The sequence below is a fragment of the Crenobacter oryzisoli genome, from assembly GCF_030385785.1.
GTDB lineage: Bacteria > Pseudomonadota > Gammaproteobacteria > Burkholderiales > Chromobacteriaceae > Crenobacter_A > Crenobacter_A oryzisoli.
On sequence record NZ_JAUEDK010000032.1, the window covers coordinates 24,455 to 45,381 of the forward strand.

General features: G+C 59.3%; 23 protein-coding genes and 2 pseudogenes. 11 read left to right on the plus strand and 14 right to left on the minus strand.

Going from position 1 to position 20,927, the window contains the following annotated elements; genetic code table 11:
• Positions 1-387: 387 nt before the first annotated feature.
• The 13 genes from QU481_RS16100 to hcaE all read right to left on the minus strand — a co-directional run bounded on the left by QU481_RS16100 (position 388) and on the right by hcaE (position 13,411).
• Complete coding sequence (locus tag QU481_RS16100) at positions 388-1,257, minus strand: alpha/beta fold hydrolase (protein ID WP_289831053.1); 870 nt, start codon at positions 1,255-1,257, stop codon at positions 388-390.
• Between the two features lie 53 nt (positions 1,258-1,310).
• On the minus strand, positions 1,311-1,862 hold the full coding sequence (locus QU481_RS16105; protein ID WP_289831054.1) for a flavin reductase family protein: 552 nt from the start codon (positions 1,860-1,862) through the stop codon (positions 1,311-1,313).
• Between the two features lie 12 nt (positions 1,863-1,874).
• On the minus strand, positions 1,875-3,068 hold the full coding sequence (locus QU481_RS16110; protein ID WP_289831055.1) for an acyl-CoA dehydrogenase family protein: 1,194 nt from the start codon (positions 3,066-3,068) through the stop codon (positions 1,875-1,877).
• 53 nt (positions 3,069-3,121) lie between these two features.
• Positions 3,122-4,063 (minus strand): 3-carboxyethylcatechol 2,3-dioxygenase, encoded by a 942-nt coding sequence (locus QU481_RS16115; RefSeq protein WP_289831056.1) that lies wholly within the window; start codon positions 4,061-4,063, stop codon positions 3,122-3,124.
• Positions 4,064-4,248: 185 nt separating this feature from the next.
• Positions 4,249-5,463 (minus strand): Bcr/CflA family multidrug efflux MFS transporter, encoded by a 1,215-nt coding sequence (locus QU481_RS16120; protein ID WP_289831057.1) that lies wholly within the window; start codon positions 5,461-5,463, stop codon positions 4,249-4,251.
• A 121-nt stretch (positions 5,464-5,584) separates the two neighbouring features.
• The gene (dmpG, locus tag QU481_RS16125; RefSeq protein ID WP_289831058.1) at positions 5,585-6,610 is read right to left on the minus strand and encodes a 4-hydroxy-2-oxovalerate aldolase; all 1,026 of its coding nucleotides are present in this window, start codon (positions 6,608-6,610) and stop codon (positions 5,585-5,587) included.
• Positions 6,611-6,625: 15 nt separating this feature from the next.
• Entirely contained in the window at positions 6,626-7,576 is a 951-nt protein-coding gene (locus QU481_RS16130) for an acetaldehyde dehydrogenase (acetylating) (protein WP_289831059.1), read from the minus strand.
• Between the two features lie 14 nt (positions 7,577-7,590).
• Positions 7,591-8,394 carry a fumarylacetoacetate hydrolase family protein gene (locus QU481_RS16135; protein ID WP_289831060.1) on the minus strand — a complete coding sequence of 268 codons (804 nt, stop codon included), beginning with the start codon at positions 8,392-8,394 and terminating at the stop codon, positions 7,591-7,593.
• A gap of 659 nt (positions 8,395-9,053) precedes the next feature.
• Positions 9,054-10,289: a 3-phenylpropionate/cinnamic acid dioxygenase ferredoxin--NAD(+) reductase subunit gene (hcaD, locus tag QU481_RS16140; protein WP_289831061.1), complete on the minus strand. Its 1,236-nt coding sequence runs from the start codon at positions 10,287-10,289 to the stop codon at positions 9,054-9,056.
• A 72-nt stretch (positions 10,290-10,361) separates the two neighbouring features.
• Positions 10,362-11,174 carry a 3-phenylpropionate-dihydrodiol/cinnamic acid-dihydrodiol dehydrogenase gene (gene hcaB, locus QU481_RS16145; RefSeq protein WP_289831062.1) on the minus strand — a complete coding sequence of 271 codons (813 nt, stop codon included), beginning with the start codon at positions 11,172-11,174 and terminating at the stop codon, positions 10,362-10,364.
• Positions 11,171-11,494, minus strand: coding sequence for a 3-phenylpropionate/cinnamic acid dioxygenase ferredoxin subunit (hcaC, locus tag QU481_RS16150; protein ID WP_289831063.1), 324 nt, complete (start codon positions 11,492-11,494; stop codon positions 11,171-11,173). The genes hcaB and hcaC overlap by 4 nt, the downstream gene beginning before the upstream one ends.
• 16 nt (positions 11,495-11,510) lie before the next feature.
• On the minus strand, positions 11,511-12,056 hold the full coding sequence (gene hcaF / locus QU481_RS16155) for a 3-phenylpropionate/cinnamic acid dioxygenase subunit beta (protein ID WP_289831064.1): 546 nt from the start codon (positions 12,054-12,056) through the stop codon (positions 11,511-11,513).
• Positions 12,053-13,411, minus strand: coding sequence for a 3-phenylpropionate/cinnamic acid dioxygenase subunit alpha (hcaE, locus tag QU481_RS16160; RefSeq protein ID WP_289831065.1), 1,359 nt, complete (start codon positions 13,409-13,411; stop codon positions 12,053-12,055). Before hcaE ends, hcaF begins: the two co-directional genes overlap by 4 nt.
• A 148-nt stretch (positions 13,412-13,559) precedes the next feature.
• Here hcaE and hcaR point away from each other — a divergent pair, with 148 nt between their 5' ends.
• The 5 genes from hcaR to QU481_RS16185 all read left to right on the plus strand — a co-directional run bounded on the left by hcaR (position 13,560) and on the right by QU481_RS16185 (position 17,459).
• Positions 13,560-14,456: a DNA-binding transcriptional regulator HcaR gene (gene hcaR / locus QU481_RS16165; RefSeq protein ID WP_289831066.1), complete on the plus strand. Its 897-nt coding sequence runs from the start codon at positions 13,560-13,562 to the stop codon at positions 14,454-14,456.
• Positions 14,457-14,621: 165 nt separating this feature from the next.
• Positions 14,622-15,434, plus strand: a complete 813-nt coding sequence (locus tag QU481_RS16170; protein ID WP_289831067.1) for a DNA-binding transcriptional regulator — start codon at positions 14,622-14,624, stop codon at positions 15,432-15,434.
• 210 nt (positions 15,435-15,644) lie between these two features.
• Positions 15,645-15,968 (plus strand): MoaF-related domain-containing protein, encoded by a 324-nt coding sequence (locus QU481_RS16175; RefSeq protein ID WP_289831068.1) that lies wholly within the window; start codon positions 15,645-15,647, stop codon positions 15,966-15,968.
• Positions 15,969-16,120: 152 nt separating this feature from the next.
• The gene (locus QU481_RS16180) at positions 16,121-16,291 is read left to right on the plus strand and encodes a hypothetical protein (RefSeq protein ID WP_289831069.1); all 171 of its coding nucleotides are present in this window, start codon (positions 16,121-16,123) and stop codon (positions 16,289-16,291) included.
• 61 nt (positions 16,292-16,352) lie between these two features.
• Positions 16,353-17,459, plus strand: coding sequence for an NADH:flavin oxidoreductase/NADH oxidase (locus QU481_RS16185; RefSeq protein WP_289831070.1), 1,107 nt, complete (start codon positions 16,353-16,355; stop codon positions 17,457-17,459).
• Between the two features lie 251 nt (positions 17,460-17,710).
• On the opposite strand, the gene QU481_RS23900 is transcribed toward QU481_RS16185, so the two are convergent.
• A complete protein-coding gene (locus QU481_RS23900; protein ID WP_353962190.1) occupies positions 17,711-17,956 on the minus strand; it encodes a DDE-type integrase/transposase/recombinase in 246 nt (81 codons plus the stop codon).
• Between the two features lie 6 nt (positions 17,957-17,962).
• Here QU481_RS23900 and QU481_RS16190 point away from each other — a divergent pair, with 6 nt between their 5' ends.
• From QU481_RS16190 to QU481_RS24000, 6 genes and pseudogenes are all read left to right on the plus strand, one after another.
• On the plus strand, positions 17,963-18,124 hold the full coding sequence (locus QU481_RS16190) for an adenylyl-sulfate kinase (protein ID WP_289831080.1): 162 nt from the start codon (positions 17,963-17,965) through the stop codon (positions 18,122-18,124).
• Positions 18,125-18,139: 15 nt separating this feature from the next.
• A complete protein-coding gene (locus QU481_RS16195; protein WP_289831071.1) occupies positions 18,140-18,586 on the plus strand; it encodes a response regulator in 447 nt (148 codons plus the stop codon).
• Positions 18,579-19,220: a chemotaxis protein CheC gene (locus tag QU481_RS16200; protein WP_289831072.1), complete on the plus strand. Its 642-nt coding sequence runs from the start codon at positions 18,579-18,581 to the stop codon at positions 19,218-19,220. The genes QU481_RS16195 and QU481_RS16200 overlap by 8 nt, the downstream gene beginning before the upstream one ends.
• 11 nt (positions 19,221-19,231) lie before the next feature.
• Complete coding sequence (locus tag QU481_RS16205) at positions 19,232-20,236, plus strand: diguanylate cyclase (RefSeq protein ID WP_289831073.1); 1,005 nt, start codon at positions 19,232-19,234, stop codon at positions 20,234-20,236.
• Positions 20,237-20,245: 9 nt separating this feature from the next.
• Positions 20,246-20,602, plus strand: a pseudogene (locus QU481_RS23995) (transposase); the annotation flags it as partial.
• Between the two features lie 52 nt (positions 20,603-20,654).
• Positions 20,655-20,798 (plus strand): annotated as a pseudogene (locus QU481_RS24000) (IS5/IS1182 family transposase); the annotation flags it as partial.
• Positions 20,799-20,927 lie beyond the last annotated feature (129 nt).

The following is a 20,927-nucleotide window of genomic DNA, read 5'->3' on the forward strand; positions in this document are numbered from 1 at the left end:
CGATAGAATTATCCAATGGCAGATAGGCAATCAAAATTTTTTGGGATATGTGCACTTGGTGCACAAGAGGAATACTTCATACAGATAGCGCGCAAGCCGGCTCTGTTGAATGGCGCTGTCGAAGGGCTTCAATGAGGGACGACCTCCCCTCTTTCCTCAGAAGGATGTAGAGCCGCTAACAAAACCCAGCGAAGCTGGCCTTGGCTAGATATGCGGCCGCAGACAATACAAGTGGCCTGGGAAGGCCGCATAACAACGCCAAGGGGGTTTTATTAGCGGCTCTTATTCAGGCCGCAAGCCTACTGGACTTCAACATCCAGCGACTGAGGGCGAAGTCCTCAACAACGCCCTCATAAGCGGCCAAAATTTTAAGAACCCGAGGTTCAATCAGTGGGTCAGGAAATCCAGCACCATCCGGTTGAACTTGTCGGCGTGCTCCCACTGCGCCCAGTGACCACAACGGTTGAACACATGCAGCTCGGCGTTGGGCAGACCGGCCAGCAGGCGCAGGCCGGTGTCCATCGGTACGAAACGGTCGTTGCTGCCCCAGATGATCAGGGTCTGTGCGGTAATCTCGCTCAGGCGCGGACTGAAATCGGGGAACTGCTTCGGATTGGCGGCCAAGCTCTTGACGAAGTTCTCCAGGTGGTCGCGCCGTGCCAACATGTTGTCGAGACGGGCCTGGAACAGCTCTTCGGTCAGGTCCTTGGTGTCATAGACGAAGACGTTCATCATCTTCTTCAGATTTTCAATGGTCGGCTCGCGGTACAGTCCCTGAAGCAGCTTGATGCCTTCGGTCGGCATCGGCGCGAATGGGCTGGCACCGCCGGTGCCGCCTCCCATCAATAACAGCTTGCCGACACGCGCCGGGTTGGTCAGGGCGAAGGCAACGGCGCTATGGCCACCCATCGAGTTGCCGATGAGGTGCGCGCGATCAATGCCGATAGCGTCGAGCAGGCCCTTAAGCGCACGGGCGTTCAGGTCGGAGCGCGAGCCGGTGCAGACGATCGGGTCGCTTTTGCTCCAGCCCGGGCAGTCCATCAGGATCACGCGAAAACCGGCCGCCACCAACGGCTCGACGTTGCGGTTGAAGTTGGCCCAGCCACTGGCGCCGGGGCCGGAGCCATGCAGCATCACCACGGTTTCGGGGCCAGTACCGGCGTCGTTGTAATGCAATTGCAGGTCAAGGTCACCTTCCTGGATGCGCACGAAGCGGCTGGTGGCCTGTTCAGTCAAAAGCGAGGTGCTGGCTGTCATATTCGTATTCCTTATAGTGGACACGGGTGGCACGACAAGCCACCCGCGTCGGTTTACTGGGGAAGGCGGCGGAAGGCGCCGTTGAGATAGATGAGCGCCTCGCCGTCCTGGCGTTCGCGGGTGGCCAGCACCTCGCACAGGAAGGCGTGGTGGGTGCTTTCGTCGAAGACCTTAATTACGCGGCAGTCGAAGTTGGCCAGCGCGCCGGACAGAGTCGGGGCCCCCGTCAACAGTTCGCTCCATGCGCCGTGTCCGAAACGTGCCTCGCCGTGCACACCCTCGATCATGCCGGCGAAGGCCTTGGCGACGTCCTCCTGCTCGCCCTCGAGCACGTTGACGCAGATCGCGCCACTGTTGCGGATGATCTCGCTGGCGACCACGTTCTTATTGACGAACACCACCAGCCGCGGCGGGTCGGCAGTGACCGAACAGACGGCGGTGGCGGTCAGCCCGGCACGGGCCTCACCGTCGCGCGCAGTGATGATCGACACACCGATGGCGAAGTGGCGCATGCCGTAGCGGTGGGCGTCGGCGCTCACCGTCGGCAATTCGGCGAGGCGGGCGTTGGGCGTCCAGTCGAGCAACTGGTTAATTTGCTGGGTCATGACGATCGCTCCTTACACTTTGACGCCGAACGGGTTGCCCTTGGGCAATGGGTTGCCCAGCAGCTGGCCGCCCAACAGGTCGCCGATATTGTCCTGGTTCTGCGTGATGTGGTTGGAGGCCACCAGGATGTCGCGCAGTTGACGCTGCATCGGGTTGTTCAGCCACACCCCGCGGGTCGAGGTCTTTTTGAAAATCATGTGAGCCGCGTCGAAGCACTCGCCGCCGGTGAACTGGTTGGTAGCAAAGTGACGCACGCGGACATCCAGAGGAACCAGCTCGCCGCGCGAGACGTAGCTCCAAGCCTCGTCGGTGTTGTGCAGCACGCGTGCGGCAGCACCCAGGATCTTGGCAGTCGCTTCGCCGAGGCGGCCCTTGATGAACGGGTCATTGACGGCAGCACCGACCGCCTGGTTGAGGTTCTGGCGCGGCACCATGTGTTCGATGTACAGGTCGGCCATGCCGCGTGCCATGCCGATGATCACCGACGACACGGCAGCGTAGAACACATAGAAGAACGGCATCTTGTACAGGTTCTCGACGTGACTGTGCGACTCCTCACCGTAGGCGGCGATCACATGACTGCGGTAAGCCGGGACGAACACGTCCTTGACCATCAAGCTCTTGCTACCGGTGCCTGCGAGGCCCACCACGTACCAGTCGTCGACGATCTCCACGTCGCTGCGCTGTACCCAGAACGAGCGGAACACCATCTCGCCGTTTTCCTCGACGCGACCACCGAGGAAGGTACCGCCCTCGGCATGGTCGCAACCGCTCGAAGTTTTCCACTCGCCGTTGAGCACGTAGCCACCCTCGACGGCCTTAACAGTGCCGAACGGAGCATAGGAAGAGGACACTAGACGGGTATTGTCCTCGTTCCACAGCTCGTCTCCACAGCGCGAATCAAGCAGACCGACCTCGAACGGGTGTACACCCAGTACCATCACGTTCCAGGCGCTGGATGGACAGCCGCGTGCCAGCTCCATCAGGACCTTGTTCAGCACGTTGGGGTTCATTTCATAGCCGCCCCAGCATTTCGGTTGCAGGATCTTGAAGAAGCCAGCGTCCTTGAAAGCTTGAATGGTGTCGTTCGGCACCGTGCGCGCCTTCTCCACCGCATCAGCTTTTTCCCGCAGCCACGGAATCATGGCTTGGGCGCGAGCGATCAGTTCGGACTCGGTCGGAATCTGCATATCGTTCGGTTTCATCCTGGTGTTCTCCTTGCGTATGTTGTGGTTATGTGTGTTACGGAAGCATCGGCTTAGCGCGGTTCAGCGCTCAGCACCCCGTAGCCGGCAATCCATTGGTTGATCGGGCGGTAGTAGTCCTTGCGTGCCTGGTAGGTGCCGCAGGCTGCCGCCAGCGCAGAGAAGGCGGCCACCCAAGTGCGGATTTCATGGGTCGAACGTCCTGCGGCCTTGGAAATGGCATCGACCTTGAAGTCGTCAATCTCGTCGAAGCGGCCGTGCACCAGGGTCTCGATGAAGGCCTGGTCCCACTCGGCGTTGAGGGGGGTCAGCGAGCAGTCAGTGGTGCCAAAGACCTTGCCGGCGGCGACGGTGCGCGCCTGGCGCGCGGCGCGCGCCTCCGTCGTCGGGTTTCGGCCGGCAATCAGGAAATTGGCGATCTCCTGCGGAGCGTCCGCGAGGACCGGCACCGGCGGCTCGTGCGAGAGACCACCCGAACCGAGGATCAGCACGCGCTTGCCGAGACCGGCGATGAAGCGGCCAACCGCGTCGCCAAGCTGGCGGATACGACGGTAGGAGCAGAACGGCGGCGCAACCGAGTTGATGATCACCGGAATAACCGGATAGCGGGTCAGGCTGCCGGTCATTTCTTCCAGCACCTGGGTGCAGCCGTGATCGACCTGCAGACGGTGCGAGATCGCAACGTCGAGATCGTTATCGAGCAGGAAGCGCACCAGGTCGTTGGCTAGTTGCGACGGGATGGACAGCGGTCCGGACAGGGTCTGGTAGTCGGCGACCGATTCGGCGGCAGTCGCAACCACGAACTGCGGCATCAGGTCGTAGAACAGCCCATTGTAGTGGTCAGGCGCGAAGACCACGATCAGTTCCGGGTCGAAGGCCTCCACCTCGGCACGTGAACGAGCGATCACCGCATCGACTTCCGCGACGATGTCGGCACCCGGGTCGTTAAGACCGCGCAACGGGGTGTGCGACAGGCATTTGAGTTTGATGTCCATGAAAACTCCTCGTTGTTGACCGATGCTGAGACAAGCGGTCTCAACAGGGCCATGCATGCGTTGGAACGGCAGGGGTGCCCCCTCGCCTATTGGTTTTGTCAGGGTCATTCTAGGGAGGCTCAACCGGCGGCAAAAATTTATTTCCCCGATGTGCACAATGTGCACTTCATTGTTTTTAAAAGAATTTATTTACTTTCGGCGCAGGCATGCGCAGCAACCGGATGAAGGCGAACCCATTGCAAGCCAAGCCATGCGCCGACACAGCACAACGCCACCACCAAGCACATGGCTCGCGGTGTACCGTCCTGCAACATGGCTACCAGCGAGCTGGCCAGCATGCCCAACCCAAACTGGGCGGAGATGGCCAGCGCCATGGCGGCACCGGCCTGCTCGGCATGCCGCTGCAACAGACGAGCCATGGCGTTGGGGCCAATCGAGCCGGTCAGGCCAATCGGTATCAACAAGGGAAGAAATACGGAAAGCAGATGGCGCGCCCCCAGCAGCCATAGTGCACTGCCGGCCATGGCCACCAGGGCTGTTTGCCCCTGCAGCAGCTGGTCCGGCGCCACTCGCCGGCTCAAGCGCTTGTTCAGCAAGGTCAATGCGATGATGCCGGCCGTATTCAACGCGAACAGGTAGCCATAGCGTTGCGGCGACAGGCCGAAATACTGGATGTAGACGAAGGGCGAACCGGTGATATAGGCAAACATCGCACCAAACGTCAGGCCGTTGGCCAACAAATAACCGATGCTTGGCGGATCGGCGAACAGCCGCCCGTAGGCACGGAAGGCGGCCATAAGGGTCAGATCACCACGGCGATCGGCCGGGTGCGACTCCGGCAAAAACAGCGCCACCACCAGCAGGCAGGCGGCGCCAAACAGCGCCAGCACCAGAAACAAGGCTCGCCATCCGGCATAAAGCAGTAGCCAGCTGCCCAGGATCGGCGCCAGCAACGGAGCGATCATAGTGACCAGGTGCAGCAGCGACAGCGTCTGGGCTGCCTCGTCGAGGGCGAAGACGTCGCGCACCACCGTGCGGCCCATCACCGATCCGGCTCCGCCGCCGATGGCCTGCAGCACCCTGAGCGCGATTAGCTGCTCCGCGTTGTGAGCCAAGGCGCAGGCCAGACTGGCGACCAGATATAACGCGATGCCCGACAGCAGCACCGGACGCCGGCCATAGCGATCCGACAAGGGGCCATACACCAACATGCCGAGGCATAGCCCCGCCAGAAACCCACCCACCGTGAGCTGGATCTGGCTGATCGGCGCGTTCAGCCCCTGCGCGATGGCAGGCAGGCCCGGCAGGTACATATCGATGGACAACGGCCCGAACGCGACCAACGCGCCGAGCAACACGATCAGGTAAGCGTGGGGAGGACAGGAGCGAGGGGAGCACATGACAAAGTTCCGGTCGGTTAAGAAGAAGAGCCCTGCGCATGGCGGGCATGGGCAGGGCTCGGCAAAGAAACGGGAAATACGCCCCCTCAGCTGATGGGGGGCGGCACAGTGCAGATGACGCTTAGGCAGCCTGCTGCTTGAGCATGTCGAGCGCGACGTCGACGATCATGTCTTCCTGACCGCCAACCATGCGGCGGCGGCCCAGTTCGACCAGAATGTCGAAGGCAGACAGGCCGTACTTGGCGGCGGCGGTTTCGGCATGCCGCAGGAAGCTTGAGTAGACGCCAGCGTAGCCGAGCGCCAGCGTTTCACGATCGACGCGCACCGGGCGCTCTTGCAGCGGGCGCACCAGATTCTCGGCAGCGTCGATCAGCTTCTTGACGTCACAGCCGTGGTTGAGCCCCATGCGGTCGACGGCGGCGATGAACACCTCGAGCGGCGCATTGCCGGCACCGGCGCCCATACCGGTCAGGCTGGCGTCGACGCGGTCGCAGCCGTGCTCGAGCGCGACGATGCTGTTGGCCACGCCCAGACTCAGGTTATGGTGGGCGTGCATGCCGGTCTGGGTGGCCGGATCGAGCACGTCCTTGACAGCCTTGAAGCGTTCGGCGATGTCGTACATGTTCAGCGCGCCACCCGAATCGACCACGTAGATGCACTGTGCGCCATAGCTCTCCATCTTCTTCGCCTGCTCGGCCAACCCCGTCGGGGTGGTCATGTGGCTCATCATCAGGAAGCCGACGGTATCCATACCCAGTTCGCGGGCGTATTCGATGTGCTGCCTGGAGATGTCCGCCTCGGTGCAGTGGGTGGCAACACGCACCACGCGCGCGCCGGCATCGTAGGCCGCCTTGAGATCGTGAATGGTACCGATTCCGGGCAGCAGCAGCGTGGCCACCTTGGCGTGAGTGACCACCTCGGCAACCGCTGCGATCCACTCGAGATCGGTATGGGCGCCGAAGCCGTAGTTGAAGCTCGACCCCTGCAGGCCATCGCCATGCGCCACTTCGATGCTATCCACGCGAGCCTCGTCGAGGGAGCGAGCGATAGCCACTGCCTGTTCGAGCGAATACTGGTGGCGCACTGCATGCATGCCATCGCGCAGGGTGACGTCGGAGACGTAGATTTTCTTGCTGGTATCAAACATTGTGAGGTTCCCCGGTCAGATCGTGGCAGCGTGGGCCAGTTTCAGGCTGGCGAAGCGGTCGGCGGCGGCTAGCGCGGCGCTGGTCATGATGTCGAGGTTGCCGGCGTAGGACGGCAGGTAGTGCGCCGCGCCTTCCACCTCGAGGAAAATCGACACCTTCAGGCCCGGCAGGCGGCCGACACCCGGTACGTTGAGCGGCTTGTCGGCCGGGAAGCGGTCGAACTGCACCTCCTGCTTGAGGCGGTAGCCCGGCACGTAGGCAGCAACGGCCTCTGCCATCTCCTTGACCGAGGCGCGAATAGCGTCCTCGTCCGCATTCAGATCGGCCAGGCAGTAAACGGTGTCACGCATCATCAGCGGCGGCTCGGCCGGATTGAGGATGATGATGGCCTTGCCCTTCTTGGCGCCACCGACTTCCTGAATCGCACGCGAGGTGGTTTCGGTGAATTCGTCGATGTTGGCGCGGGTACCTGGGCCAGCGGACTTGCTAGCAATCGAGGCGATGATCTCGGCGTAATGCACGGTTGCCACGCGCGATACGGCCTTCACCATCGGGATGGTGGCCTGGCCACCGCAGGTGACCATATTGATGTTCGGCGAATCGAGATGGCCGTCGAGGTTAACCACCGGCACCACGTACGGGCCGATGGCAGCCGGGGTCAGGTCGATCACCTGGATGCCGTGCTGCTGCAAAACGGCGTTGTGGCGGGCATGGGCGCCGGCCGACGTAGCGTCGAAGGCAATGCGGATGTCCTTGAAGTTGGGCAGGCGGGTGAGGCCATCGACACCTTCGGCGGTCACCGGCACGTCAAGGCGGGCTGCACGCGCCAGACCGTCCGAATTTGGGTCGATGCCGACCATGGCACCCATACAGAGGTGCTTGGACTTGCGCATTACCTTGATCATCAGGTCGGTGCCGATGTTGCCGGAGCCGATGATGGCCACCGGGATTTTCTGTTCACTCATGGATTTGCTCCTCCTTACTCTTTGGCGAAGGCGGCACGCACTGCGCCCAGCCCTTCTATTTCGGCGACAAAGGCATCGCCCGTTTGTACGGCCACCATCGGGCCGAGTGCGCCAGTCATCAGTACGTCGCCGGCCTTCAGCGGAGCCCCGACCTTCACCATCATGTCGGCGAGCCACACCGCCGCATTGAGCGGGTTGCCCAGACACGCAGCACCGTTACCCTGCGACACGATGTCGCCCTGGTTCTGCATACGCATGGCACAACCAGCCAGATCGAGCTGGCTCAACTTGACCGGGCGCGAGCCCAGCACGAAGAGACCGCTGGAGGCGTTGTCGGCAACGGTGTCGATAAGGCGGATGTCCCAGTTGGCAATGCGGCTGCCCACTACCTCGATCGCCGGCAGAGCGTAGGCGGTAGCGCTGATCAGGTCGGCGAAGGTGTGGCGCTCCTGTACTAGGTCGCGCTCCAGTACCAGGGCGATTTCCGCTTCGACCTTGGGCTGCAGCACACGTGACAGCGCGATTTCCTCTCCATCGCCCACAGCCATGGAGGCGAACAGCATGCCGAAATCGGGCTGGTCCACGCCGAGTTGACGCTGTACCACCTTCGAGGTCAGACCGATCTTGCGGCCGACCAGGCGCTCTCCCCGGCCAAGGCGGCGTTCGGTATTCTGCTGCTGGACCGCGTAGGCGGCGGCGATGGAGTCGCCCCCCTGAGCGGCAGCCAAAATATCGTCGCGCAGAGGTAGGCAAGGCGTCCCGCTGTGCTCAGCCTCGGCCAACCTTCGGGCGATCTCGATGATCTGTTCGTGGTTCATGCTCGGTCTCTCTTCTGTGTCGGCACCGGGTTGGCGCTCGATACGTGTCGCGATTCGAAGAAAACGCGCCAATGGCGTGAAATTTCGGTCAATTTTCAGTAAATGAGCAGCAAATTACGGGTTTTTGCAGAGATTTGTACTGAACCCGCTTGACTGCTCCCTGCCGTTTTCGCCCAGTTTATGAAGCACCACTAGCAAGCGGCAAAAATAAAACCCAACTGTGCACTTAGTGCAAAATGCTGAAAATAAAGGGAGTTTCAGATTTTCGTATGGACATGAAACAGTGTGAGGCCTAGTGCATGCAGCCCGCATTTTTTGCAGGCACTCAACGCCAACGAGGACTTCATGCGGCGCAGTGAATCGGAGGGACGTACCGCCTGACTTACTAACCTTTCAGCTTGTAGCGTCATTTTGACCAGCTTTACAACGTGTACAAAATCAGCATGTTACAAAACACTAGAAGTGACATTACTAGTGAAAACCTTAGTAAGATGCGCTCACTCAGCGAGGGCTTTACTGGCGACGAATGGGCGGCGACCGCCGCCGCACCAGCGATGGGCGAACTGTTGTAGAAGGAGGTCTAGCCATAAAAAGCGCCCTCCAGGTAACGGAGGGCAAAAGGAGGAGAACTCACTTGGATAATTGAGAGGGCGTGCGGGTCAGCACACCAGTCTGCGTAGATCCTTTGTGCTGTCTAACAAGAGCGCTCGGTCAGGCGAGGCCTGACTGGCTATCAAGGTCTTGACGCTACGCATGTCCCGCCCATTGTTGACAGTGACGGCGCCCACCACCCGGCCATCGGTCATGCCAATCAATGTAAAGCGCGAGTCGCTGAGTTGGCCGCGCACCAGCCACTCCTGGGCGACACTGGATCCGGCCAACTGGATGTTCATCCCGCACTGATCGCTCCAGAACCAGGGCACCTCGAAACTGCGCGCCACACCGGAGACCATGGACTGAGCAGCTGCGATGGCCTGGTTCTTGGCGTTTTCCCAGGTTTCCAGCCTGACATACTGTTCAAGCGCTGGATTCCACTGGCTCGCCACGTCACCCGCGGCATAGATGGAAGGGTGGGAAGTTCGGCAGTGCTCGTTAATCAGAACGCCCTTATCCACCGCGAGCCCGGCCGCACTAGCCAATTCGGTATTCAACTCGACCCCAATGCCGTAGATCACTGCGTCGCCGCTCAGGCACATACCGTTATCCAGCGTCAGCACGATCTCACCGTCGCCGCGCTCGGCAGAGATCAGCCCCGCACCAAGATGAAAGTGCACGCCGCGTTGCCGATGAGACTCCTGCAGATAATCGGCAACCACCAGCGGCGCGCCTCGCCCCATCAGGCGTGGCGCCTGTTCGATCACTTGCACCTGGGCGCCAAGATCAACGGCACTGGAGGCAAGCTCTAATCCAATCACACCGCCGCCAACGATCAGGATGCGTTTGCCTGGCTGCAACACCGGTTTCAGTGCTTCGGCATCATCAAGCGTGCGCAGGGTGTAAACATCCCGCTCCAGCCGGTCCAGCAACGGATAACGACGCACACGCGAACCGGTAGCTAACAGTAGTTTGTCGAAGGGAGTAACTTCACCGTTGGCCAGCACCACTTGCCGCAGCGTCAGATTCAGGTCGGTGACGCGATGCCCCAGACGTAACTCAATCGCGTTGTCGCTATAAAAGGTATCTGGATAAATCTGGCAACGTGTGTTTGCAGGCTGCAGCAAGACGTCCTTGGAGAGTGGCGGACGCTCGTACGGCAGGTGCGGCTCCTCGCCAATGAGAATGATGCGGCCGCTGAAACCCTGTTGACGCATCTCGGCGGCGGCAGTGGCGCCGGTTTGACCGGCACCGATAATCACAAAAACTTCGGACGCATCTGCGCTGTACGGACGAGTCATAATGGGTGCTCCTTACTACGCCAGCAAAGGCTGGTGCCCCACCCCCTGCTCAGGGAAGGCAGGGCGGTACGCTTACAAAGACATTCCACCGGCCGCGTGACGAATGCCACGGATGCCCAGGCCGGCGTCAGCATTAATCATCACGCCGCTCAATGTGCGGTTGTTGGCGCGCGAGGCGAGCAGCACAAAGGGACCGGTGAAGTCGGCGGGCGATGGGAAGAACTGCAGCGGCAGGATGCTCGCAATCGCCTCTGGTGTGCGCGAATCCATGATGCGCAGATCCTGCTGCCCCAGAGAGGCTGGCCCGCGCAAGTCGCTCGCCATACCGCAGGGGCCGACACCGTTGACACGCACCTTGGGCGCCAGCTCGTATGCCAGCTCGCGGATCAGCCCAACTGCCGCATGCTTGCTGGCGGTGTAGAGCGGCCCTCCGCCCCCCGGGTACCAGGACGCATTCGACAGGCTGAAGATCATGCTGCCTTGCGTGGCGATCAGCTCCTTGGCTGCGGCCTTAGCGCCAAGCAGATAGCCTTTTACGTTAATGGCAAACAGCTCGTCGAAGCCCTGCTCGAGCTGCTCCCCGCTCAGGTCCATCAAGCTGGCAGCGTGGTCCCACACCGCAGCATTGCCGATGAAGCAATCGAGCTTGCCGAAGCGGGCGACAGTTTCTTCCACTGCACACTGGTTGTCTTCGTAGTTCGAGACATCGCCCTGTACCACGACAATGTCCTTGCCAAAGCGGGCGCGCAGCATGTCCACCTTGGCCGGCGAGCGCTGTAGTACGCCAACGTGGGCGCCTTCTTCCAGAAAGCGCTCGACCAGTGCCAGACCCAGGCCCGAACCGCCACCAGTAATTAGGGCCACTTCACCTTGTAACCAACTCATGCTGCTACCTCTTCGGAAATTTCGACATACAGTTCATCGCCGGCCACGGCGACCGGGAAAGTGCGCAGTGGCTCGGTGGCCGGCAGGCACTGGGCGGCGCCGGTCTTGAGGCAGAAGCGCGCAGCGTGAAGTGGGCACTCCACCGTGGCGTCATCCTCGACATAGCCTTCCGACATCGAGGCGTTGCCATGCGAGCAACGGTCAGCCACGGCGTAGAAGACACCGTCGACGTTGAACACGGCCACCGCTGGGTTAACCTCGACCTTGCGCGCCTCGCCGGAGGCCAATTCGCCGGTCTTGCAGACAAAAATGCGTTTCATATCCCACTCCACGACTTCAGAAGAACACGCTCAAGTTGTGCGAGTTGACCACCACCTGGTCGAGTGTGGTCTCGCGGCGGCACAGCACCCAGCCGAGCGGGCTGTCGGCCTTGCGTACACGGTCGAGGCGCATGCCGGCGTAGAACGTTTCGTCGCGCTCCTTCTGTGCGCGGTACAGCAGGTAGTTGAGGCGCACTTCGTATTCGCCTTCGGTGTCGGTCGGGCGTACGCGCAGGTTGGTGATCAGGTGACGGGTGCGCGACGGCGGCTCCTCGGCCCAGGCCATGCCGGTCTCCAGGCGGGCGACGCGGCGTTCGAGGTGGAACTTGCCATCGTTGAAGATCCAGGTAGTTGGCGGCGCCACGCTCTTGCGGCGGTCACGCGTCTGTGCGTTGGTGGTGGTGCGCATCAGGTATTCGACGTCATCGCTCAGTAGGCCGAGCCAGTCACGGAATTTCCAGTCGTCCAGCAGTTCGGCTTCGATGAGCAGGAAGTGTTCGATCTCATCGCGCAACTCGCGCGCTACCATCTGGGTGTGCCGGGTGCTCGTCGGTGCATTCATTTCAAGATCTCCTGTTGATAGGCTTGGGTCCGTTCATCGACTTCCTGCCATGTCTCAGAGATCAGGAGGTCGGCCCAGCGCCGGTACAAGCCGCGTGCCGCGGTTTCGGAGAAGATGTAGTTGGTAATGCCCGGGATGCCGTCTTCACGGATTTCTTCGTTGCCTAGACCCATTTCCATACACAACGGGTTGGCGCGTGCCTTGCTGCCGCGCAGGATCTTCTGGATCTCTACCCAGTTTTCCGAATCGTCCTGTTCGAGGAAACCGGCCAGACCGAAAGCGCGACTGGCGCTACGCTCGAACGCATCCTTCACTTCCTGCGGAGCGTCCTTGTCACAGATGCAGAAGGCCCATACCTCGACCTGATCCGGGCCACGCGGGTGCCACACACGCAATGTGGCGGTGCCGTTGAGCCAGGACAGTGTCGGGAAAATGGTGTTATGGCCGGCCAGGCGCAGGGCACGAACCTCCCCCAGGCGTTCCAGCGCTTCCGGATAGGTGTCGCGGAAATACTTGGCAACCACGCCGTCGACCCATACGTTGACGTCCGGTTTCTCAGTGAAGAAGAAGCCGCTGCCGTGGCCGTTCTGACCGAACTGAATCGCGCCCTTGGCAGTTTCCCACACCGGCTTGGCGGTCTGGTCGGCGCCCAGTGGCTTGTCGCCGGCGGATTGCTGGTTAGCCTGAAGCACTTGTACGGCGGAGGCATGCGAGAACAGCGCGTGGTACTGGTCGCTGGCGAATTGCTCGGCCGGGAACTTCCAGTTGCAGTTGATCACCCACTTTTGTACGCCGCCGACCAACTCGGTGCCGGCTTCGCGGCGGTCGAGTACACCGTCCAGATACCAGGCGATGTCGCCCAGGTACTCCTCGAGCGAGGGGGCGCTTTCATCCCAGTTGCCGAAGATCAGGCCCTTGTAGTGGGCGACGCGAGTGACCTCGGTGAGCCCCCATTTCGATTTGCACAGACCTTGCGGATAAGCCTTTTCTTCCAGCGGCACCTCGATCAGCTCGCCTGCGGTGTTGTACGACCAGCCGTGATAAGGACAGGTGAAGGCACGGGTGTTGCCGGAATCGGCATGGCAGACCTTCATGCCGCGGTGACGACACTGATTGAGAAAGGCCTTGACCGAGCCGTCTTTCTGACGGACCACCACGACCGGGTCTTCGCCCATATAGGTATTGAAGAAATCGCCGGCCTTGGGAATCTGGCTCTCATGCGCGAGAAACAACCAGCAGCGGCCGAAGATACGCTCTAGTTCGAGCTGGTAGATCTCCGGGTCGGAATAGATCTCGGGGGTGACCCGCCCGTTACGGGCATCGATCAGCGCGTCTATCTCAATCTTGCCATTCATCGGGTTTCTCCTCATAAGTGGTGCATCTTCCATGCACACTTGGAATGAACAGGATGCTTTCTTGGCATGTATGATCGATGTGCTTGAAACTGTTGTGAAATAGTTTGTTCGTTGCTATTAATACATTTTTTCTATTACTTGGCCGATCATGGAGCTGAGACATCTGCGCTATTTCGTCATGGTGGCGGAAGAACTGAACTTCACGAGAGCAGCGGAAAGGTTGCATACAGCCCAGCCGTCCCTGAGTCAGCAAATACGTGACCTGGAGAGCTACATCGGCACGCCTTTGTTAGAAAGGACCAAGCGCAAGGTAGAGTTGACGGCGGCAGGTAAGGTGTTTCTGACAGAGGCCCGACTGACCCTGGCACAGGCTGAACGGGCCGTTGCTCAGGCCCGCCGAGTAGCGCAGCAACGGCGCGATACGATAACGATTGGCTTCATACCCGCCGCCGAAGTGAAAATCTTTCCGGCCATCCTGCCATCGCTGCGCCTACGTTTTCCCAACCTGACCGTCAACCTCAAGAGCCTGCCGACACTTCAGCAGCAGGAAGCCCTGCTCGAAGGGGAGATAGACCTGGCCTTCATGCGTCCGCCACTGGAACATCCAGGTCTGGCGTCTCAGGTAGTGATGACCGAACCGATCGTCGTCGTGTTGCCCGCCTCCCACCCTCTGGCAGCCAAGACTCGCATTACGATCGAAGAACTGGTACACGAACCCTATATCCGCACCGACCCGCGTTTTGCCGGTAGTGCGTTCGACGTGGTTGACCGCTACTGCCACGATCATGGCGTGTCGCTGCATCCCGTCCAGGATGCCAGCAACGTATTACTGAACCTGAACCTGGTCAGCGGTGGTTTGGGCTTTGGCTTGCTTCCGGCCTATGTGCAGCAGTTGATGAACCGTTCGGTATGTAGCCGTCCTCTTGCCGATGGCGGCCCGACACTCGATTTGCTGATGGCGTGGCGTAAAGGCGAACAGTCAGAGGCAGTTGACGTTTTCATAAGCCTATTGAAAGAGGCACTGCCAGAAAAAGTGACTGACTAATAGAAATTTACGATAAATAAATCTTCGCCTTACCAAGACTCTAGGCCAGTCCAATCGAGTCTATGAGCCAACTTTATGGACGCCCTACCTAATAGAGCCACAAAAATAAAAACCAACATCTCGCCATGTGCAATTGGTTGGTAAATACAGTTTATGGAGATTGAAATGGAGCAGGAACGGGGAGCGGAGTACAAAACGGTCCGAGGATTGGTGCGCGGGCTTCATCTGCTACAGGCCCTGAATGCAAGCGAGAGCGGCCGAGCCAGCGACCTGGCATTAAGCCGCAGTACCGGGCTGCACCGTACCACGGTGCGCCGCTTAATGGAGACACTGATCGATGAGGGTTTTGTTCGCCGCAGTGAATCCGACGGCAGCTATCGGCTCACACTGCAAGTACGCTCGCTGAGCGAAGGATTCACCGATGACGAGTGGGTAGCCACTGCCGCCGCACCGGCGATGGGTGAACTGCTGCAAAAAGTGGTGTGGCCATCCGACCTCACCATGCCGGATGGTGATGCGATGATCATCCGAGAGACCACACACCGTTTCAGCCCATTGTCCTTTCACCGTTCCATGGTCGGCCGTCGCTTGCCGATCCTGCTAACAGCCGCCGGGCGGGCGTATTTTGCCTACTGCGGTGAAGAGGAGCGTGAAGACATCTTAAGCTTGCTTCGCTCCCAAGATGATGCCCAATCCCTCCTAGCTAAGGACGAAGGCTTCATCAGGAACCTGATCGAACAGGTCCGCAGCACTGGTTACAGCACTAACCAAGGCGACTGGCAAGAACAGAAGAAAATCGGTGCGGTGGCAGTGCCGGTGCTACACGGCGGCAAAGTGCTGGGTAGCCTCAACGTCATCTATTTGAACCGAGCGGTTAGCCAGAGCGACGCCATCCAGCGCTATGTGCCGGCGCTACAGCAAGCCGTCGCCCGGATCTCGGCCGCCCTGGACAACCCCGAATCGGATAACAAGGATTAACAGGGCGTTGAAATAGTCACGGTACTGTCACGTTGTTGGCCGGTTGCCGGAAACACGGGGACAATCTCGGGCATGAAGCGAGCCGCCCTCCTTCACAACGCACCTGCCACCGATGCCTTCCCGTATGCCGGTTACCGAGTCCCGCCGGAGGTGATCAGCTAGGCGGTGTGACGGTGCTACCGTTTTCCCTTTTCTCAGGGGATCACCAGCATGAACGCACCGACCTCTCTTCCGCCGTTTGCCGGCAAGACGTTCGAAGTCAGCTACGACGGCCTCACCGCGATCAACGCCTATGCCGACGACGGCCTTCACATACGCTACGAGACCACCGAAGGGGCGTTCGCCGGCGCGACGGGCGAAGTCGCCTACACGTGCCAGCACGTTGCCGGCGAGATCTACGCGATTTCGTGGCAGGAGGCTGACCGTGCGACGGTGGTGCATATCGACGACTTCGCGACTGGCACTTCGCGTTCGTTCTTCACCGCGCCGTCGCACGACTTCTATCGACTCGAAGGCAGCCTGCGCGCGCTCTGAATTGGATCGGTCCGACCAAGTTCACGTTCAACGACGAACTGGTCAACGCATGGACCGGCATCGACACGCAGCTTAATAGCATCGGCCACATCGGCATCGACAACGTCTACTACAACGGGAACAAGGCTGCCGATTTCATCACCGTCGACGGCGTGAAAAAGCTCGGCGTCCAGAAGGTGCCGCTGATCGGCAAGGGCAACAAGCAGTTCCTGGGAGTGGAGTTCGGCATTGGGATGGAAGCCGCGAAGTGGCTGGCCGACCAGGGCATCGTTGCGTTCGGCAGCTCCACGCAGGTCAACATCAACCCCGTCGCCATCCACTGATGGTCCCTACGCCGCGAAGGGATGGGCGTTTTGCGTCTAACTGCGACAAGGAGATATTGTAATGCCTCACCCCGCTCTGTTTGAGCCCATCCGTATCGGAAATCTCAATCTGGTCAATCGCATCGTGATTGCACCGATGTGCCAGTATTCTGCCGAAGACGGCTGCATGAATGACTGGCATCTGATCCATCTCGGCCAACTTGCGCTATCCGGCGCCGCTTTGTTGACCATCGAAGCGACTGCGGTGCTTCCGGAAGGCCGCATCAGTTATGCCGATGTCGGGTTGTGGAGTGACCAGACCGAGGCTGCGATGGGCTTGACGTTGGAGCGCATTCGGCGCTGGTCGGATATGCCGATCGCCGTTCAGCTCAGCCACGCTGGCCGGAAGGCTTCGGTGGAGGTGCCATGGAAGGGCGGCGCGCAGCTCCCTCCAGAGGACGCGCTGGGCTGGCAGACGGTCGCGCCATCGGCGATTCCGTTTCGCGAGGGACAGGTTGCTCCCCATGCCCTGGATCGTCAGGACCTGAAGCGCATCAGGGATGCCTTCGCGGCGTCCGCAGTGCGCGCTGCCAGTGTTGGCATCGACGCGATCCAGATTCATGCAGCCCATGGATACCTGCTGCACCAATTCCTGTCTCCTCTCTCCAATAGACGCAGCGATGAGTATGGCGGTTCGTTGGAGAACCGTATGCGCTTTCCGTTGGAGGTGTTCGACGCCGTTCGGGACGCTTTTCCTGAAAATCGGCCGGTATCCGTCCGGGTATCGGGCACCGATTGGGTTGCCGGTGGTTGGGACGAGGAGCAGACCTTGGCCTTCGCCCAAGCCCTGGAAGTCCGAGGGTGCGATGTCATTCACGTTTCCAGTGGCGGGCTGCACCCTGACCAAGCGATCCCTGTCGGGCCGAGCTATCAGGTACCGCTGGCACGCGCAGTGAAGAATGCAGTGGGAGTGCCTGTCGTCGCAGTGGGATTGATCACGGGATACGAACAAGCCGAGGCGATTGTCGCGACCGGCGACGCCGATATGGTCGCCCTGGCGCGCACGATGCTCTACGACCCTCGCTGGCCTTGGCACGCTGCGGCCGAGCTGGGAGGCCAGGTCCGTGCACCTAGCCAGTATCTGCGTTCCCAACCCTGGCAGTACAAGGATTTGTTCGAAAGTGAATAGACCGCGGGCTGTTGGGGCGGCGAATGGCAAGGACTGATTCTGTCGCAACTGCGATCGGACTAATCATGCACTTGCCCGATGTCGCTTAGGCGTTGGCGGGGTATTCTCAAATCAAGGATGAGAGGCCGAACAAAAATGCGGCGCTTGAGGAAAGCAGGCTCATGTGGCGAGGCGTCCCAGCATCGGGGCGCCACTTACCCTTTCCCAAGCCTCGAAGGCTCGGGGGCACCCCTCGCGCTGGGGCTGCGCATTCATGTTATAGCGTAGCGGCCATGCATGAACAGGTTGCTGACTTGATCATGGACCAACGTGCATCGTCGTCGATGGCGTGCTGATTTGACACGGCGCATCACTTTCTTGCGCACTCGCGTTGGCGGGTGCGCGTTCTCCGTCCGGCGGTTCAATCCTTTGTGCTGACGGTGCTCAACATTCAGCCCCAGATCCCTGTTTACTGCGGCGTAGTTGCTGAGCTTGTCGATAACCCAGTCACGCGGCACACGCCCGTGCTTCCTGAGCCGCTGGCGGCATGCGAGGCGCGTGACCCGAAAGGCTTGTACCGCAAGGCACGAGATGGACGTCTTACCAACTTGACCGGGATCGACGACCCTTACGAAGCACCACCTGAAGCTCCTGAGGTTGTGGCAGCTTGGCCTGCGCCAAAGTAATGCAGCAACGCCATAATGTCGGCAAGATTGACATTGCATTTTGATAAGTTCATTATTTCTGTTTTAATTAAAATATATAAGAAAACGCGCAAAATGGCCCTCCCAATCCTCGTCGTTGACGACTCAGCTCTTGCTCGAAAAGTATTAATCCGAGCTCTACCAGAAGATTGGGATGTAGAGGTTTCTCAAGCCTCGAGTGGCGAAGAGGCTCTGGCCGCATATCGTGCAGGTCATGCGTCTGTGATGTTCCTTGATCTCACTATGCCAGGCCTCACTGGCTTCGATGTGCTTGAAACGTTGCGTCGTGAAGAGTTGAATACCTTCGTCATCGTTGTCTCGGCAGACGTCCAGCAAGAAGCTAAAGCGCGTGTTAAGGCGAATGGTGCCATCGCCTTTGTAGAAAAACCCGTGTCTCGCGAGAAGCTCGTGCCTATTCTGCGGGAGTACGGCCTCTATGCATGATTTCCCGTTCAGCGATGATCAGCGTGATGCGCTGCAGGAAATTACGAACATTGGTATGGGGCAGGCTGGGGCTAGGCTTGCTGAATTGCTTGATACGTTCGTTTCCCTCTCAGTGCCGCGCGTTCGATTAGTAGACGTCAATTGCTTGTCTGAAGCTGTGCGGAGCATGCTCGGCTTTTCCGAATCGATCACAGCATTCCGGCAAGGATTCCGTTGCAATATTTCCGGCGAAGCCATCACCCTCTTGAATGACAATGGTGCCGACTACCTGTACGAGGCATTGTACGGTGAGACGCTGAATGGCAGCAGCGACGGACAAGGTGTTCCTGTCAACAAAACTGGTGAGCTGCTTGCCGAAGTTTCAAATCTCCTTACCGGTGCATGCTTGACTAGCTTGTTTGAGCAGATCGGCCTCATCCCGTCGTTCTCAGCGCCGCGTCTAATCGGTATGCAACTGAAGCTAGATGACCTGCTCATGGTGCCAGCGAAACTGACTTGGGAGCGCGCATTGTTAATAGAAGTGCATCTGCACATCGCAGAGCGCGACTTCAAGGCGCACTTACTCACATTGATGACTGCCGATTCTGTTCAAAAGCTGTGCAATGCACTTGATGCATTTCTAGCGAATTTGTAAACGAGGTAGCCGTGAGCGAATCGATCACTTCGCGCTTGTGCGAGCTTGCGATGGAGCGCGTGAGTATTGGACTATTTGCCGTTGACCGTGACTATCGATTGCTGCTTTGGAATGACTTTATGCAGCAGCGAAGTGGTCTGGCTAGCTCAAAGGTCATTGGTCAGAATCTCTTCGACTGCTTCCCAAGCCTTCCTCAAGTATGGCTAAAGAAGAAATTCAATTCAGTATTCCTGCTGAAAAACAGCACGTTCACTTCTTGGGAGCATCGCCCTTATCTATTTCGCTTCGAGCATGACCGTCCCATCACGGGTGGTGTGGAGTGGATGCAGCAGGATTGCGCATTTGTACCGCTTATTGAAGACGGTCATGTTGTTGCTGTATGTGTCACTATCACAGATGTGACTGATATTGCGATCGCATGGCGAGAAAAAGAAGCTGCTGTCGAAGCATTGCGAGAGGCATCGGTACGTGACCCCCTGACAGGGCTGTTCAACAGACGTTATGTAAATGAGCGACTCACTGAAGAATATCGGCGTTGGCAGCGAAATGGTGCCGATTTCTCAGTCATCATGTTCGACATTGATCATTTCAAGCGTACCAATGACACTTATGGACACGCAGTGGGTGATTTGGCCATTCAAAGTGTTGCAAATGCGGCCAGCTCTCAACTGCGGGAAGTTGATGTGCTAGGTCGCTTCGGCGGTGAAGAGTTCATCGTTTTGCTTCCTCAATGCTCGCTCGAAAATGCATATCATGTTGGCGAAAGAATTCGCGAGAAAGTTGCACAACAAGTCGTCCCATTATCGAGTGGGCATCTGGTAATAACCATTAGTGTTGGCGTTGCCAGCGCCGAAGCATCGCAAGATGTTGCAGACATGCTGGTAAAGAACGCCGATGCTGCTTTGTACAAAGCAAAGGCAGGTGGGCGTAACCAGGTGGCCTTGCATAAAACGGGCCAGGGTGAGGCGTTGTTGCAAAACTCCACAACTCATCCGCTGGGCGCTGTAGTCCGGTAGGCTTGTGGCATGAGTAAGCCACCACCCGCCAAGTACCGCACAACGAACTGGAAGATCTACAACGCTGCCTTGAAGTGACGAGGTTCCCTGATGATTTGGCTAGACAAGGATCTGGCGTGGCACGGACCGGCGACGGGTACACCGGGACGGCCCAAGGCTTTCAGCGACGCAGCGATCCCCTTCTGGCTCACGATCAAGTGCCTCTTTGGGCTGGCCCTACGGCAGGCAATGGGCTTTGTCGAAAGTCTGTTCAAGTTGGCTGGGCTCAATTGGTCGGTACCGGACTACAGCACGCTATGCCGACGTCAGAAGAGGCTGCCGGTGACGATCTGTGCCCGCCCGCCGGATATAAAACTGCAGCTTATCTGTCTACCAACACACCCAAATCGTTCTTGGCAAACGGGAGGCGCCCATATAAACCAAGATGGGTTGCTTCAAACGGCTCGGGGAGCGTGTGATGGCTAAGGACTTCGATCGTCAGGTTGCCGAACAGCAGGTGCGGGCGGCCATCTTGAACCGATTTACCGCGCTCGGCACGCCAAAGACGGTGCGCGTGGCATAAATCCGTCTGGGGAAAGGGGACGTTCGTCCCTCATTGAAGTTGTGCAACAGCGCCGGTAACCGGCATACGAGCAGGCATCCAGCGCCTGACCGTCTCTCCATGCAACGTGTGCCGAGCGCAGCGCCGATC

What these genes read in the sequence shown, in the direction of transcription:
- QU481_RS16100 (WP_289831053.1), bottom strand. Translation starts at nt 1,257, where the DNA reads ATGACAGCCAGCACCTCGCTTTTGACTGAACAGGCCACCAGCCGCTTC.
- QU481_RS16105 (WP_289831054.1), bottom strand. Translation starts at nt 1,862, where the DNA reads ATGACCCAGCAAATTAACCAGTTGCTCGACTGGACGCCCAACGCCCGC.
- QU481_RS16110 (WP_289831055.1), bottom strand. Translation starts at nt 3,068, where the DNA reads ATGAAACCGAACGATATGCAGATTCCGACCGAGTCCGAACTGATCGCT.
- QU481_RS16115 (WP_289831056.1), bottom strand. Translation starts at nt 4,063, where the DNA reads ATGGACATCAAACTCAAATGCCTGTCGCACACCCCGTTGCGCGGTCTT.
- QU481_RS16120 (WP_289831057.1), bottom strand. Translation starts at nt 5,463, where the DNA reads ATGTGCTCCCCTCGCTCCTGTCCTCCCCACGCTTACCTGATCGTGTTG.
- dmpG (WP_289831058.1), bottom strand. Translation starts at nt 6,610, where the DNA reads ATGTTTGATACCAGCAAGAAAATCTACGTCTCCGACGTCACCCTGCGC.
- QU481_RS16130 (WP_289831059.1), bottom strand. Translation starts at nt 7,576, where the DNA reads ATGAGTGAACAGAAAATCCCGGTGGCCATCATCGGCTCCGGCAACATC.
- QU481_RS16135 (WP_289831060.1), bottom strand. Translation starts at nt 8,394, where the DNA reads ATGAACCACGAACAGATCATCGAGATCGCCCGAAGGTTGGCCGAGGCT.
- hcaD (WP_289831061.1), bottom strand. Translation starts at nt 10,289, where the DNA reads ATGACTCGTCCGTACAGCGCAGATGCGTCCGAAGTTTTTGTGATTATC.
- hcaB (WP_289831062.1), bottom strand. Translation starts at nt 11,174, where the DNA reads ATGAGTTGGTTACAAGGTGAAGTGGCCCTAATTACTGGTGGCGGTTCG.
- hcaC (WP_289831063.1), bottom strand. Translation starts at nt 11,494, where the DNA reads ATGAAACGCATTTTTGTCTGCAAGACCGGCGAATTGGCCTCCGGCGAG.
- hcaF (WP_289831064.1), bottom strand. Translation starts at nt 12,056, where the DNA reads ATGAATGCACCGACGAGCACCCGGCACACCCAGATGGTAGCGCGCGAG.
- hcaE (WP_289831065.1), bottom strand. Translation starts at nt 13,411, where the DNA reads ATGAATGGCAAGATTGAGATAGACGCGCTGATCGATGCCCGTAACGGG.
- hcaR (WP_289831066.1), top strand. Translation starts at nt 13,560, where the DNA reads ATGGAGCTGAGACATCTGCGCTATTTCGTCATGGTGGCGGAAGAACTG.
- QU481_RS16170 (WP_289831067.1), top strand. Translation starts at nt 14,622, where the DNA reads ATGGAGCAGGAACGGGGAGCGGAGTACAAAACGGTCCGAGGATTGGTG.
- QU481_RS16175 (WP_289831068.1), top strand. Translation starts at nt 15,645, where the DNA reads ATGAACGCACCGACCTCTCTTCCGCCGTTTGCCGGCAAGACGTTCGAA.
- QU481_RS16185 (WP_289831070.1), top strand. Translation starts at nt 16,353, where the DNA reads ATGCCTCACCCCGCTCTGTTTGAGCCCATCCGTATCGGAAATCTCAAT.
- QU481_RS16195 (WP_289831071.1), top strand. Translation starts at nt 18,140, where the DNA reads ATGTCGGCAAGATTGACATTGCATTTTGATAAGTTCATTATTTCTGTT.
- QU481_RS16200 (WP_289831072.1), top strand. Translation starts at nt 18,579, where the DNA reads ATGCATGATTTCCCGTTCAGCGATGATCAGCGTGATGCGCTGCAGGAA.